The following is a 14,948-nucleotide window of genomic DNA, read 5'->3' as shown; positions in this document are numbered from 1 at the left end:
TCTCAGACCGGCGCGTCCATATCCATGGTTTCGGGGTCCGCGCCTTGGCGCGCGCCCTTGTCGATCCCGGCGATCTGGGTCATCTCGCGCCCGGTCAGCTCGAAATCGAAGACGGCCAGGTTCTCGGCCATCCGCGCGGGCGTCATGGACTTCGGGATCGCCACATTCCCGAGCTGCATGTGCCAGCGCAGGATGATCTGCGCCGGGGTCCGGCCGAGCCGGTCCGCCAGCGCGATGACCACCGAATCGTTGAACTCCGCGCCACGGCCCAGCGGGCTCCACGCCTCGGTCACGATGCCGTGCGCGGCGTGGAAGGCCCGCAGCTCGGACTGCGCGTAATACGGGTGCAGCTCAACCTGATTGATGGCCGGGACCTCGCCGGTCTCGGCGATCACCCGCTCCAGCTGCGCCCGGGTGAAGTTGGAGACACCGATCGAGACCACCCGGCCCTGCCGCTTGAGCGCCTGCAGCGCGCGGAAGGTGTCGACGTAGAGATCGGCCGACGGCAGCGGCCAGTGGATCAGGTAGAGATCGATGGTGTCCAGGCCCAGTCGCTCCAGGCTGGCGTCGAAGGCGCGCATGGCGGCGTCGTAGCCGTGGTCGGCGTTCCACAGCTTGGTGGTGACGAAGACCTCATCGCGGGGCAGGCCCGATTCCCGGACCGCGCGGCCCACGGCGTCCTCGTTGCCGTAGAAGGAAGCGGTGTCGATACTGCGGTAGCCGAGTTCCAGGGCGGTCGAGATGGTCCCGGCGGCCTCGTCCCCGGCAACCTTGTACACGCCGAACCCGAGCTTCGGCATGACCTGGCCGTCACCCAGGACGATCGCGGGGATTGCGCTGGTCTCACTGCGGTACGTCACCATTCCGACCGTAGCAAATGGGACAGGTCAGTTAACTCTCAGCGTGCAATGTTTTTCGGCTGATCAGGATGGGAGACCCAGTCGGCGGTAACGCCGGTGTCGCTGCGCGGCTAGCTTCGCCATGGGCTGAGCGGTCAACCCCGCCAGCTCCTCGGCGATCGCCTCGACCATGCGCAGCGCGAAGTCCACCGGTTCCTCGGCGGCATCCGGGAATTCGTGGACGATGCGGTCGACGATGCCGTCGGCCTCCAAGTCCACCGCGCGAATGCGCTGGGCCGCGGCCAATCTCGGGGCATGGCCGGTGTCGCGATGAACGATGGCGCTGGCGCCCTCCGGCGGCAGCGGAGCCAGCCAGCCATTGGCCGCCGCCAGCACCCGGTCGGCGGGCAGCAGAGCCAGCGCGCCGCCGCCGCTGCCCTGCCCGAGCAACACCGATACGGTCGGCGTGTCCAGGGTGACGAGATCGGACAGGCAGCGGGCGATCTCGGGAGCCAGGCCGCGTTCCTCCGCCTCGCGGGACAGCGACGCACCCGCGGTATCGATCACCAGCACCAGCGGGACCCGGAGTTCCGCGGCCAGATGCATGCTGCGGCGCGCTTCCCGCAGGGCCGCCGGGCCCATGGTGTGTTCGGGCGACGCACCGGCCCGATCGTGCCCGAAGACCACGCAGGGCTGACCGCGGAAGCGAGCCAGCGCGTGCACGACCGTGCGATCCAGCTCGCCCTGTCCAGTGCCGGACAACGGAACTCGGTCGCTGACGTGGCGCAGCAATTCGCGAATGCCCGGGCGGTCCCCACGCCGGGAGATCAGCACCGTCTGCCAGGCAATCACCTCGGTGGTGTCACGCACGGCCGGGCCGCCGCGTTCCTGGGGACCCGCCAGGAACGAACCCCGGCCGGACGCGGGAGGCGTTGGGCCACCGCGGTTCTCGGGTAGCGGCACCGGGTTGTCACAGAACACGGTCAGCGCCCGGTGCACGATGCGGCGGAAGACCGGCACCGGCACCACGCCGTCGATAACACCATTGCGGTAAAGGTTTTCGGCGGTCTGCACGCCCTCGGGGAATCGTTTTCCATAGAGCGCCTTGTACACTCGCGGCCCCAAGAAACCGACCAGTGCGCCCGGTTCGGCGAAAGTCATGTGCCCCAACGACCCCCACGACGCGAACACCCCGCCCATGGTCGGATCGCGCAGATACACCAGATAGGGATGCCCCGCCGCCTTGTGCGCCGCGATCGCCCCGGCAACCTTCACCATCTGCACGAAAGCGACTGTGCCCTCTTGCATTCGGGTGCCACCGGAGGTCGGCGAGGCGAGCAGCGGCAACCCCAGCTCGGTCGCCCGCTCCACCGCCGTCACAATGCGCTCGGCCGCGGCCACACCGATCGACCCCGCGAGAAACGCGAATTCGCACGCGATCACGGCAACCCGCCGTCCGCGCAGCAACCCCTCCCCGGTGAGCACCGCTTCATCGGTGCCCGCCGTTGCCGCAGCAGTCAGCAACTCACGTTGATACTCGAGCGATGCCGCCACCACGACCGGTGGCCGATCCCAGCTCACAAAGGAACCGGGATCCAGCAATTCGCCGAGCAATTCCCGCGCTGTGCCCAATTTGCCCTCCGCTTCGCTCCGGGCGGGTTCGCGGCGCTGGAGGTCTCGTTCTTCCCTCCCTCCGCTCCCCCGCTCCGCTCAGTCCAGAACGAGACGCGCCGCGAACCAGAGGGTGGGTCTGGGCCGAGCATATCGATAGTCGGCGTCGCTACAGTCGACGCCGATTACCGCGTGTGTCAGTAGCCTTGTACGACCTTGCGGAGTGCGTACTCGGTGACCGCGACCAGCGCGCCCTTCACCGGCTCCCGGCGGCGGGCGTCGATCGAGAGGATCGGCACGTCCGCGGGCACCGCCAGGGCCTGGCGGATGTCCTCGACCGGATACCGTGGCGCATCATCGAATTCGTTGATGGCCACCAGGAAGGGTAGGTTGCGCGCCTCGAAGTAGTCGACGGCGGCGAAACTGTCCTCCAGCCGGCGGGTGTCGACCAGCACCACCGCGCCGATGGCGCCCTTGATCAGGTCGTCCCACATGAACCAGAAGCGGTACTGGCCCGGCGTGCCGAACAGGTACAGCACCAGGTCGTCGGCCAGGCTGATGCGGCCGAAGTCCATGGCCACCGTGGTGGTGGCCTTCGACGGGACCCCGGTCAGGGAGTCCACGCCCACACTGGCATTGGTCACCAAAGCCTCGGTGCGCAGCGGAACGATCTCCGACACGGCACCGACCAGGGTGGTCTTGCCGACACCGAAACCACCGGCCACGACGATCTTGGCCGACGTAGGCTTGCTGGTGCGCGTGTCGACCTGTGTCGTCGAATCAAATACGCCGGAGTCCACTGAGAACCCTTTCGATCAGCTCGCGACGTTCATCGTCGCTGGAATCGTCTTTCAATGTCGCCGATACCCGCACATGGCCTGCATCGATGAGGTCGGCAACCAGCACCCGCGCCACCCCGAGCGGAATGCCCAGGCGCGCGGCTACTTCGGCAACCGACGGCGATTCTCTGCACAACTCCACGATTGACGTCTCGATATTGGTGAGTTCGAACTGCCGCTCTAGGGCGACCGGATGCGATGCGACGAGCGCCTCCAGGGCAAGCTCCACCTTCGGCCGGGTGCGACCGGCCGTCAGTGAATAGGGGCGAACCAGGCTCGGCTCGGCGCTCCCAACGCGTTCGTTGTCTATGTCCATCCCGCCATCAGGAACCCATCGTGACGCGAGGTGTGGCCTGAACTGTCTGGCCCACGCGCTCGACCAACAACGCCATTTCGTAGCCCACCTGGCCGATGTCGCACGACGTATTCGTCAGTACCGCCAGGTAAGAGCCGTCACCGACCGCCATGAGCAGCAGGTAGCCGTGTTCCATCTCGACCACCGACTGCAACACGGTGCCGCCCTCGAACAAGTTCGACACACCCACCGAGAGGCTCGCGAGCCCCGCGGTCACCGCGGACAGCTGTTCGGCACGGTCCACGGGCAGCTGCGCACTCGCGGCCATCAGCAGGCCGTCAGCGGATACCAGGACCGCGTGCGCAACGCCGGGAACCTCATTGGCGAAGTTCGAAACCAGCCAATCCAGCTGACGCTTCGTACCACCTAGATCGGGGTTCATCGGTCTCCTTTATCTCCGGTTAGGTTCATAGCTTTCATAGCGCGGCCATCCCGGACGCCCTGCTGGTGACGACTCAGACTTGACCTGATGGATTCTGGGTCCCGATGGGCCGCCTTGTCAGCGTTTCCGTTGACACCGCCCGGCACCAGACGGTTACCCGGATCGCGTTGCGGCAGACCGGCTGCCGTGCGCTTGTCCGGCGTGGACTCGATGGCGCGCCGTGCGGCCTGCCAGCCCTCGTCGCCCGGGGATTCGAAGGAAGCGGCGACCTGGGACCGATCCGCGTTCGGATCCGAAAGCCACGCCGACATCATCTCAGCGAAAATCGGCGTGCCGCCCATGATGGCGTCGCCGGGCGCATCGGCCGGCTGCAACCGCGTCTGGAAGAACGAAGCCGCCTTCTGCGGGTTGGAACGGAAGCTGTGGCGTCCTGGCTCCTTGACGTCATCGACGCCATTCTGCGTCGCTCCACCACCCTGCGCCAGACCGACACCCGGAATCGGCGACGGACGCTGCGGGAGCACCGAACCAGGATCGCGCTGCGGCAGACCGGTCGAGCCGCGCTGCGGCAACACCGGCGCACCACCCAGCGGATCGCGCTGCGAGAGCGGGCCACTCAGCGGATCCCGCTGCGGCAAGCCACCTCCCAGCGGTATCGGATCCGACAGCGGATCCGGCTTGGGCGCACCGCGCTGCGGCAAGCCACCGGCGGAGTCCCGCTGCGGCAGACCGATACCCGCGTCACGCTGCGGCAGACCACTACCCGCATCACGCTGGGGCAGGCCACCGGCGGCACCGCGCTGGGGCAGACCTCCGGCCAGCGGGTCACGCTGGGTCAGGCCACCCGACAACGGATCCGCGCCCGTGGAACCCGCTGCGCCTCCCCGCGCTTGCTGCGTCAGTCCATTACTCGCGTCCCGGTGCGCCCCTCCGCCACCCAGCGCGTGACCGCCCGCGGCGGCACCACGCTGCGTCGCTCCGCCACTCCGCGCTTGGCCGTCGCGCGGCGGAATCGCGTCCCGCTGCGGCAGACCCGGCTTGTCCGAATCCTGCGGCCCGGCGGCACCACGCTGCGCCGCTCCGCCACCCCGCGCCGACTGCTGCGGAGCGCCATTGGTTCCCGGCTGACGGGTCGGCAGCCCACCGGCACCCGGCTCCGCTCCGCCTCCCCGCACCTGCGGCGGCAAACCACCCGCGGCCGAATCCCGCTGCGGCAAACCACCGGCCGCGGGCTCCCGACGAGTCGCGCCCGAGTCCCGCTGCGGTGCACCGTTGGTGCCCGGGGCGGGCCGCTGCGGCTGCCCCAGGCCGGACTCCCGGCCCGGTGCGCCATTGGTTCCCGGCTGACGGGTCGGCAGACCACCGGCACCCGGCTCACGCAGAGCACCCGGCGGCAGACCACCGGCGGCCGAATCCCACTGCGTCGCTCCACCACCCAGCGCTTGACCACCGGCCGCGCCATCCGCTCCGCCTCCCCGCGCCTGCGGGGGCAAACCGACCGAGGGGTTGCGCTGCGGCATCGCACCGGACTGACCCGGCTGCGGCAATCCCCCCTGCGCTCCGCCTCCCCGCGCTTCCGGACCGCGCTGCGCGGCCCCCGGCTCCCCCGGGGCGCCCGGTCGCGGCGGCATGCCGCCCGGAGCACCCTGTCGCTTGAGCATATTGGCGGCGAGGCCACCTCGCGGCTGTGCCGGAGCCTCGCCCGGACCGCGCTGCGGGAGATTCGCACCCGGCTGGGCCGAGGGCGCGGCCGGACCGTGCGCGCCCGGATCCCGCTGGGGTAGTCCGCCGGGTCTCGCCCCACCCGGGGCGGACACGGTGTGCTTGATGGTCGGGCCGTTCACGCCCGGCTGGCGGGTCGGCAGCCCACCGGGCACCGGCGCACCCGGCTGCCTGGTGGGCAGACCGGTGGCAGCACTGGCCGCGGCCGGGGTCGGGGCGGCACCGCCTGTCGTGCCCGCCGGAATCGGCCCGCTCACACCGGGATCCACGGTGACCATGACATTGCCGGTCGCCGTGCGGGTGACCGCGCGCATCTGCATGGAGGACGGCGTACCGGCCTGGTTGCCAGCACCCTGCGCGGCCGGAGCCGGCTGCGGGCGCTGCGGCGCGTCCTGCGGCTGCGGCGGCACCGAGATGGCCCCGCCCGCCGACACGATCAGCGGCTTGGGCACGTGCACGGTGACGGTCACGCCCGGATCCCGGGCGGTGTCGACGGTCGGGCGCAGGCGCACGGTCAGGCCGTGGCGCTCGGCCAGGCGGCCGACCACGAACAGACCCATGTGGCGCGCGGTGTCCGGGCCGACCTCGGCCACGGCCTCCAGTCGCCGGTTGATCTCGGCCATTTCGGCCGGGGGCATACCGATGCCGCGGTCGGCGACCTCGATCAGCAGACCCTGATCGTGGGCCTGGGCGAAGGTGAACTTGACGTCGGTCTCCGGCGGAGAGGCGCGCAGCGCGTTGTCGAGGAGCTCGGCGAACAGGTGCGCGAGGTCGGAGGCGGCCGGTTCCACGAGCGAACCACGCGGGGTGGCACCCAGTTTGACGCGTTCGTAGTCCTCCACCTCGGAGATGGCGGCGCGCAGCACGTCGGCGATCTCGACCGGCGCGGACTTGGTCCGGCGCTGCTTGGTGCCGGCCAGAATCAGCAGGTTGTCGCCGTTTCGCCGCATACGGGCGGCGAGGTGGTCGAGGCGGAAGAGGTTCTCGAGCAGGCGCGGGTCCTTCTCGTCGTACTCCATCGCCTCGATGAGCGAGAGCTGATGGTCGACAAGGGACTTGGAGCGCCGGGCCAGGGTCTCGAACATGTCGTTGACCTGGGTACGCATGGCAGCCTGGTCGGCGGCCAGGCGCAGCGCCTGACCGTGGATGTCGTCGACGGCGCGGGCCAGCTGGCCGATCTCCTCGTCGGTGTGCACCGGCATCGGTTCCAGCGGAACGTCTTCGGGGTCGGCGCCCTCACGCAGCGAGGAAACTTCCTGGCCGAGGTCGTATTCGGCGACGCGCAGGGCGGCCAGGCGCAGACGGCGCAGCGGGACAATCATCGCGCGCGCGATCAGCACGGCCAGCGCCATGGCGCCGAGGATGGTGGCGATGACGATGATCGAGTACTGGATGGCGTCCTTGCGGGCGGTGGCAGCCAGATCATCGACTCGGGACACGATGTCCTTGGTCGCGTTGGTGGCGATGGTCTGATAGCTGTTGATGCTCGCGACCAGCGAGTCCTTCAGCTCCGCGATCGGCAGCTGACCGGCCTGCGCCTGCGGTCCGTTGACCAGCTGCACCCGGGTGTCGGCGCCGCGTTGTAGGTCGGCGATGATCGGGTCGCCGTCGGCGAAGCGATGCGCGAGCACGGCCAGCATCTGCCGCTCGGTATTGACGCCGATCTGGATGTCCTTGAGGCCCTCCTTGGGATTGTTGCGTAGGGCCTCGGCCATGCCGGCGACCTCGTTGAACAGCATCCAGCGCGAGTTCAGCGAGTCGACCAGGCGCAGCTTGGACTGGTCCACGTTCTTGTCCGCGATCGTCGAGACGATGTTCTCGACGGTCTTGACGCTGTTGCCACGGATCCGCTCGACCTGAGCGACGCTGTCGGGAATCGACTTGGACGGGGCCAGGCCCTGCGACCGGATGGCCTTGGCGCCCACGATCATCTCGTCCAGCGCCTGGCGGGCGCTGGGGATGTCACTGAGCCGCGAGGCGGCCCGCTCGGCGAAGGAGATCGCCGTATCCAACTGCGCGAGTTCGGGGTCGGAGGTCAGCGACTGGGTCGGGCCCAGCATGACCATCTGTCCACCCGCGACCTGCGCCGCGTCAGCACTGAGACCGGTGATGGCCGGGATCACCCCGACGTGGTCGGTCGCCGTCGAGAGTCGGCTCGAATCGGCGAATTCCGCCGAGATCCTGGACGCTCCCAGCACAACGGCGACCAACAGCGGCACGGCGAGGACCGCCGTAACCTTCCATCGCAGGTCCCAGTTGCTCAGCGCCCAGCGCTTATTGCTGCCGGACCTAGCGGCGTCACGCATCTCCCACTCACTTTCCAAACTGGCCCCAGCCACGCGCCATCAGCGAGCCTCCGCGATCGCACGCTGGGCTCGACAGGCAGAGCTGACCGAGAACTGCGGCTGGCCGAGAAATTGCGTCCATGACGGCCGAAATATGTGACATGCGATTCTAACGGATCAATAACTTCTTGTGTGACCTCTTGGCAACCACCGGTCCCTGACCTGCCGTTTGCAGGCAAAATCAAAGGTCGCGGCGTCCGCCCGGACGTCGCGTGAAGTCTGCCACAATCAGGTCGATCTATCGAGGCGGGCATCTCAGCGCATCTCAAGGACACATGGCGGAGCTAGGGAGTCACCGGGTTGAACGCGAAGCAGGAGTACCGACCGGCTTATCAACTGAGCCTGGTCGACCCCTCGGAGTTCTGGCGTAGCGCGGCCGAATCCATCAGCTGGGATGTGCCTCCCACCCAGATTCTCGATACCGCGGCCCGTCCGACGGCGCGCTGGTTTCCCGACGCTCGCCTCAACACCTCCTACAACGCGCTGGATCGTCATGTGCGCGAGATCACAACCCCGGACGGCTCTTCCGGCGGTCAGGAGGGGGGTCGCGCCGATCAACCGGCCCTAATATACGACTCCGCTATGACCGGGTCCAGGCGGATCTACACATATCGGGAGTTGCTGGATGAAGTAGCCCGATTTGCCGGATCCATGCTGCGATTGGGCGTCAAGACCGGTGATCGAGTCGTCATTTATATGCCGATGATCCCGGAAGCCGTTGTGGCCATGCTCGCCTGCGCCCGCATCGGCGCTGTGCACTCGGTGGTCTTCGGCGGGTTCGCCGCGCACGAACTGGCCGCGCGCATCGACGATGCCGAACCTGTGCTGATCATCACGGCCTCGGGCGGACTGGAACCCGGCCGCCGCATCGAATACCCGCCGATCGTGCTGGCCGCCCTCGATATCGCGCAGACCACCGCGCCCCGCACGGTGCTGGTCAAGCAGCGCGACGGCTTCCCCACCATCCGCTTTCCCGCCGAGCAGGCCGCCACCGAGCACCTGCCCGCCTCCGCCGAGACCGTCGCCGCCCACTGGGTCGACTGGGACGAGGCCATGGCCGGAGCGCAACCGGCCGAACCGGTTTCGCTGGCCGCGACCGATCCGCTCTACATCCTCTATACGTCCGGCACCACCGGGAAGCCCAAGGGCGTGGTGCGCGACAACGGCGGGCACGCGGTCGCGCTGGCCTGGTCCATGCGCAATATCTACGAGGTCGGCCCGGGCCAGACCATGCTCACCACCTCCGATATCGGCTGGGTGGTGGGGCATTCGTACATCGTTTACGCGCCGCTGCTGGTCGGGGCGACCACCATCCTCTACGAGGGCAAGCCGATCGGGACCCCGGACGCCGGGACCTTCTGGCGCCTGGTGGACGACTACAAGGTGGACGTGATGTTCACCGCACCAACCGCTTTGCGGGCCATCCGCCGCGCCGATCCGGACGCCGCCGCCGCGCACCGCCACGACCTGTCCACGCTGCGGGCGCTGTTCTGCGCGGGCGAGCGGCTGGACCCGGCCACCTACGAGTGGGCGGTGGACACCCTGCTCGCCGATCGGCCCGACTGCCCGGTGGTGGATCACTGGTGGCAGACCGAGACCGGCTGGCCGATCTGTGCCAATCCGCTCGGGCTCCAGCAGCTTCCGATCAAGCCCGGTTCCGCCTCGGTGCCGGTGCCCGGCTTCCGGCTGCGGGTGCTGGACTCCGAAGGCAATGCGGTCGCCCCCAATACAGAAGGAAACATCGTCATCGGGCTGCCGCTGCCGCCCGGGACGCTGACCACGCTGTGGCGCGACGACGCCCGCTTCGAGCGCTCCTATCTGTCCGCCTATCCCGGCCACTCTCTGACCGGGGACTCCGGCTTTTTCGACGAGGACGGCTATCTCTTCGTCCTGGGCCGCAGCGACGATGTCATCAATATGGCGGGTCACCGGCTTTCGGCGGGCGGCATCGAGGCGGCCATCGCCGGGCATCCGGTGGTGGCCGAGACCGCGGTGGTCGGCATCCCCGACGAGCTGAAGGGCCAGCGTCCCATCGGCTACGTGGTGCTCAAGACCGGCGTCGACATCGAGCCGGAACGGTTGCGGGCCGAGGTCATCGAGCGGGTGCGCGAACGGGTCGGCGCCATCGCCACCCTCTACGACGTGGTCGCGGTCACCAGCCTGCCCAAGACCCGCTCGGGGAAGATCCTGCGCCGCACCATGCGTCAGATCGCGGCGGGCGACGCCTACGAGGTGCCGCCCACCATCGACGACGCCGCCATGCTCCCCACCCTGGAGAAGCAGATCCGCGACGCGGTCACCCTGATGGAGGACAAGGAGCGAATCGCCGCCGCCGAGGCTGCCACCGCGGCCACCATGCCGATCCAGCGCATCGACCCGGCCCTGCTGGACCGGGGTGCGGATCCGGCCGCGCCGAGCGGGGATTCGGCCGTTTCGAGCTAGCCTCAGAGTCTTTTCAGAAAGCGCTCATCGCGGTCCCAACCGGGTGGTTTAGCGTCGAGCGGGCGCGGGCCGATCAGGCCCGCCGCCGAACTCCGGAAGGCTGATGAATGAGCTTCGTCCGTAATCGCCGCGCTGGTGTGCTCTTCGGGGCCGGCGCGGTCGCCGCGGTGGCCCTGGCCCTCGCACCCGCCACCGCCTCCGCCGCCCCGGCGGATCTGGTTGCGCCGCTGCTGAACTCGACCTGCAGCTTCGCCCAGGTCGACGCCGCCCTGCACGACAAGGCCCCGGCCCTGGCCTCGTTCCTGGACGCGAACCCCGACACCAAGGCCGAACTGAAGGCCAAGTTCGACCTCTCCCCCGCCCAGCGCCAGGCCGAACTCGACCAGTACCTGAAGGACAATCCGGACGCCGCCAACCAGGCCGCCGCCGACCCGCGCGCCGGTGGAATCGCCGCCGCGATCCAGCAGGTCGCCGACTCCTGCCACAACTACTGAGCTCAGAGCCGCGATACTGGGAGAGCAACACTCCCCGGTTCGCGGCCCGTCTCGTTCTGGACTGACGGAGCGGGGGGAGCGAAGCGGAGGAGCGGAGGAGGGAAGAACGAGACCTTCAGGGCCGCGAACCCGCCCGGAGCGAAGCGGAGGGCAAATTGGACACAGCGGTACCTACAGTCCTGGTCGTCGACGACGACGAGGACGTGCTCGCATCGGTTGAGCGCGGGCTCCGGCTGTCGGGTTTCCGGGTGGTGATCGCCCGGGACGGCGCTGCGGCGCTGCGCAGCGTCAATGAATCCGCGCCCGACGCGGTGGTGCTCGATATGAACATGCCCGTGCTGGACGGCGCGGGCGTGGTCACGGCGCTGCGCGCGATGGGCAACGAGGTGCCGATCTGCGTGCTGTCGGCGCGCAGTTCGGTCGACGACCGGATCGCGGGCCTGGAATCGGGGGCCGACGACTATCTGGTGAAGCCGTTCGTGCTGGCCGAACTGGTGGCCCGCATCAAGGCGCTGCTACGGCGGCGCACCGACCACCCGGCCTCGGCCATCCCGGGCGCGATCACGGTGGGCCCCTTGGAAGTCGACGTGGCCGGGTATCGCGCCCTGTTGAACGGCACCGAAATCGAGCTCACCAAGCGGGAATTCGAGCTGCTGTCCACGCTGGCCCGCAGCGCCGGGGTGGTGCTGAGCCGCGAACGCCTGCTGGAACTGGTGTGGGGCTACGATTTCGCGGCCGACACCAATGTGGTCGACGTCTTCGTCGGCTATCTGCGACGCAAACTCGAGGTCGACGGCACCCCGCGCCTGCTGCACACGATTCGCGGCGTGGGATTCATCCTGCGCGCACCCAAATAGCCGTGCGCCCGGTGATTCCCGAGCCCGCGCCCGGGCTGCGTCCGCGCCGCTGGTCCTACACGCTGCGCCTGCGCGTCGCCGCCGCGGCCGCGTTGGGCGCGACCATCATCGTGGCGATTCTGAGCTGGATCACCATCTACGCGATCGGCCGCAGCAATCTGGCGCAGGCCGATCAGCAGCTGTCGATGGTGTCGCGGCTGGTGCTCATCCAGCCGATCTTCGCCGTCGACGTGGTCGATCTGCTCGCGCCCAACAAGGAAATGGCGCTGACGGTCCGCAATGCGGACGGCTCCCTGGCCAGCACCCCGGTGCGACTGCCGCCGCTGCCGGTCGGCAATGCCACCGTCATCGTGGACGGCAATACCTACCGGGTGCTCACCACCACCGAAGCACAGCCGACGGGACGCGTTGTGTCCCTCGGCATTCCGACCAACCAGACCGAGAAGACCATCAACGAGCAGCGGCGCTGGGTGTACCTGGCCGCGGGGCTGGCGGTGACGGCCTCGGCCGGACTGGGCTGGCTGCTCGGCGGGCGTGCGGTGCGACCCATCGTGAAACTCCCCCGGGCCCTCGACGAGCGCGGTCCCAATGGCGAGACCGGCACGCTGACGGTGGACGGTTCGGGCGTGAAGGAGGCCGACAAGCTCGCCGAGGCGGTCAATACCCTGCTGGAGCGGGTGGATCGGGCGCAGATCGAGACGGCCGCCGCCCTGGAGACCGCCCGCGACTTCGCCGCGGTCTCCGCGCACGAGCTGCGCACCCCGCTCACCGCCATGCGCACCGATCTCGAGGTGCTCAGCACCCTCGATCTGAGCGAGCAACAGCGCCGGGAGATCCTCACCGATCTGCAGCGCGGGCAGAACCGGGTGGAGACCACCCTCGCGGCGCTGGAGCGGCTGGCCGCGGGCGACCTCACCAATGAACGCGATCACGTGAGCACCGATGTGGCCGAGCTCTGCGACGCCGCCGCCCACGACGCCATGCGGCACTTCCCGCAGCTGAAGGTGCACATCGACTCCGACACCGAACTGGTCACCCGGGGCCTGCCCACCGGGCTGCGGCTGGCGATCGACAATGCGCTCACCAATTCGGTCAAACACGGCGGGGCCACCGAGGCCGTCCTGTCCGCGCACCGCCGCGGCGACGGGTTCATCGTGATCGCCGTGGACGACAATGGCCGCGGACTGCCCGCCGACGAGCGCGAGGCGGTGTTCGAGCGCTTCGTCCGGGGTAGCAGGGCGGCCAAGGGCGGATCCGGTCTGGGCCTGGCACTGGTCGCGCAGCAGGCCCAATTGCACGGCGGACGCGCCTATTTCGAGGACAGCGGGCTGGGTGGCGTGCGGCTGGTGCTGGAGCTTCCGGATCGACCGGTCTTTACCGCACTCTCAGACAACCATCAGAGGTAGCGCCAATCAGGGCCTCTACGGTCTTTATGGTGTTCGGAAAACGCACCCGCTGGGTCCTGATCGTCCTGCTGCTCGCCGCCGCGGTCACCGCGGGCACCCTCAGTGTCCTGCGGCTGCGCTCCGCGCCCACCGCGGTGGCCCTGGTCAACGACGACAGCGGGCCGCTCGGGGCGCGCATCGCGAAGGAGCTGCAGGACAGCGGAACCCGGCGCTGGGACGTGGTGGCCGAGGCCGACACCAAGGACTACGCCGCCGTCGTCACCCTGCCCGCCGACCTCACCGCCGACATCAAGTCGCTGGCCACCGCCAAGCCGGTCAAGGCGCAGGTCACCGTGGACACCCACCGGCGCGCCGACGCGAACCTGGTCAATGACGCGGTGAACGAGGTGACCAAGAAGATCAGCGCCGCCGGGCTGGACACCATGTTCGCGACCATGAACACCGCACGCCTGCAGGTCTCCCAGATCGCGGGCACCTCGCAGCTGCTCAGCGCGGGCGTGCAGGCCGCCGCGGACGGCGCGTCGCAGTTCTCCGGCGGCGCGGATCAGATGATGGGCTTCCTGAACCAGGCCAAAGCCGGTGCGGGACAGCTGACCTCCGGCATCGACGCGTTGAATTCGACGCTGTCCGCGGCCACCACGCAGGCGAATCAGCTTGCCACGGCGCTGGATTCGACCGGCGTCACCATGGGACAGGTGACGCAGTCGGCGGACACGCTGGCGGGCGGGCTCAATCTCGTCGTTCCGCTGCTGCAAGCGCTACCGTTCGCGAATGATCCGCAGCTGGCCAGCGTTATCACCCAGCTGCGGGCGCTACAGAACATCGCCAACCAGGCCGATGCCCAGCTGAGCGGCTTCGCCAATCTGACCGGAACGCAAGTCACTCCGGATGCCAAGGTCGGGCAGCTGCTGCGCGACGCCGCCACCAAGCTGAATGACGCCAGCGCGCAGTTGAATCAGGGCGCGTCGCTGGCGCAGCAGATTCCGGCCATCGCCGATCAGGCCGGCACCCAGCTGACCGCGGCCCTGCAGGCTCTCACCGGTGGTGTCACGCAGTTGCAGGCGGTCACCAAAACCCTGGGCAATCAGACAAATCAGGCATTGGGGTCGCTGCCGCAGTTCGGAGTTCCACAGCAAGTGACCATTTCGGCGGCCCTGACCGACCCCGTCGACATCATTCGCAAATAACGTTCGCAAACAATCAGCAACGATCGGCGATTCACCCGGTTAGACTGTGCCCGAATTGCTCTAATCGACCCGTTTCGAAAGCTCGTCCGCTCTAACCGCTCCCTGGCTCCACCCAGCGCCCCGGTACCGGAGAGGAAACGATCGTGAGCATGCTGATGGCCGCGCACGACATGTACGGCACGGTTCTCGCCCAGATTGGCAATCCCACCGCGGAAACCCCGCCCATGGCGGACAAGATGATGAAGATGTTCCACTACTTCACCTGGTTCGTGCAGATGTCCGGCATCGCGGCCATCACCTACGGCGGCGGACGCTTCGCCTGGGAGAAGTGGGGCGGCGGCTCGGCCTCACCCAAGATGATCGCCAACGCCATGATGGGCGGCGCCACCGCGACCAGCGCGGGAACCATCATGAATGCCGTCGTGGGTTCGTAATTCAGGAGACAATGCGGGGGCAATACCCCCGCATC

Annotated in this window: 12 protein-coding genes; 6 read left to right on the top strand and 6 right to left on the bottom strand. The window is 68.6% G+C overall.

Features of this window, described 5'->3' with window-relative positions; genetic code table 11:
- Positions 1–2: 2 nt before the first annotated feature.
- The 6 genes from NS2_RS03145 to NS2_RS03120 all read right to left on the bottom strand — a co-directional run bounded on the left by NS2_RS03145 (position 3) and on the right by NS2_RS03120 (position 8,054).
- Positions 3–860, bottom strand: a complete 858-nt coding sequence (locus tag NS2_RS03145; RefSeq protein WP_228102616.1) for an aldo/keto reductase — start codon at positions 858–860, stop codon at positions 3–5.
- A 63-nt stretch (positions 861–923) separates the two neighbouring features.
- Entirely contained in the window at positions 924–2,471 is a 1,548-nt protein-coding gene (locus NS2_RS03140) for a carboxyl transferase domain-containing protein (RefSeq protein WP_033085505.1), read from the bottom strand.
- Positions 2,472–2,647: 176 nt separating this feature from the next.
- A complete protein-coding gene (locus NS2_RS03135; RefSeq protein WP_172416781.1) occupies positions 2,648–3,250 on the bottom strand; it encodes a GTP-binding protein in 603 nt (200 codons plus the stop codon).
- The gene (locus NS2_RS03130; protein WP_033085504.1) at positions 3,231–3,605 is read right to left on the bottom strand and encodes a DUF742 domain-containing protein; all 375 of its coding nucleotides are present in this window, start codon (positions 3,603–3,605) and stop codon (positions 3,231–3,233) included. Before NS2_RS03130 ends, NS2_RS03135 begins: the two co-directional genes overlap by 20 nt.
- 7 nt (positions 3,606–3,612) lie before the next feature.
- Positions 3,613–4,026: a roadblock/LC7 domain-containing protein gene (locus NS2_RS03125; RefSeq protein WP_029930951.1), complete on the bottom strand. Its 414-nt coding sequence runs from the start codon at positions 4,024–4,026 to the stop codon at positions 3,613–3,615.
- On the bottom strand, positions 4,023–8,054 hold the full coding sequence (locus NS2_RS03120; RefSeq protein ID WP_082062523.1) for a HAMP domain-containing sensor histidine kinase: 4,032 nt from the start codon (positions 8,052–8,054) through the stop codon (positions 4,023–4,025). Before NS2_RS03120 ends, NS2_RS03125 begins: the two co-directional genes overlap by 4 nt.
- A gap of 339 nt (positions 8,055–8,393) precedes the next feature.
- Here NS2_RS03120 and NS2_RS03115 point away from each other — a divergent pair, with 339 nt between their 5' ends.
- The 6 genes from NS2_RS03115 (at position 8,394) to NS2_RS03090 (ending at position 14,913) form a co-directional block, all read left to right on the top strand.
- Positions 8,394–10,535, top strand: coding sequence for an AMP-binding protein (locus tag NS2_RS03115; protein ID WP_081985603.1), 2,142 nt, complete (start codon positions 8,394–8,396; stop codon positions 10,533–10,535).
- A gap of 107 nt (positions 10,536–10,642) precedes the next feature.
- Complete coding sequence (locus NS2_RS03110) at positions 10,643–11,029, top strand: hemophore-related protein (RefSeq protein WP_033085503.1); 387 nt, start codon at positions 10,643–10,645, stop codon at positions 11,027–11,029.
- Between the two features lie 155 nt (positions 11,030–11,184).
- On the top strand, positions 11,185–11,886 hold the full coding sequence (locus NS2_RS03105; protein ID WP_033085502.1) for a response regulator transcription factor: 702 nt from the start codon (positions 11,185–11,187) through the stop codon (positions 11,884–11,886).
- A 2-nt stretch (positions 11,887–11,888) separates the two neighbouring features.
- Positions 11,889–13,292: a sensor histidine kinase gene (locus NS2_RS03100; protein ID WP_228102615.1), complete on the top strand. Its 1,404-nt coding sequence runs from the start codon at positions 11,889–11,891 to the stop codon at positions 13,290–13,292.
- Positions 13,293–13,321: 29 nt separating this feature from the next.
- Entirely contained in the window at positions 13,322–14,479 is a 1,158-nt protein-coding gene (locus NS2_RS03095; RefSeq protein ID WP_096490787.1) for a YhgE/Pip domain-containing protein, read from the top strand.
- A 149-nt stretch (positions 14,480–14,628) separates the two neighbouring features.
- The gene (locus tag NS2_RS03090) at positions 14,629–14,913 is read left to right on the top strand and encodes a hypothetical protein (RefSeq protein WP_155240026.1); all 285 of its coding nucleotides are present in this window, start codon (positions 14,629–14,631) and stop codon (positions 14,911–14,913) included.
- The last annotated feature ends 35 nt before the right edge of the window (positions 14,914–14,948 follow it).

Origin of the sequence: Nocardia seriolae NBRC 15557 (assembly GCF_007990715.1) — a bacterium.
In the GTDB taxonomy this organism is placed as follows: Bacteria; Actinomycetota; Actinomycetes; order Mycobacteriales; family Mycobacteriaceae; genus Nocardia; species Nocardia seriolae.
Note: the sequence above shows the minus strand (reverse complement) of the source record. Positions and strands in the feature narration are given on the sequence as shown.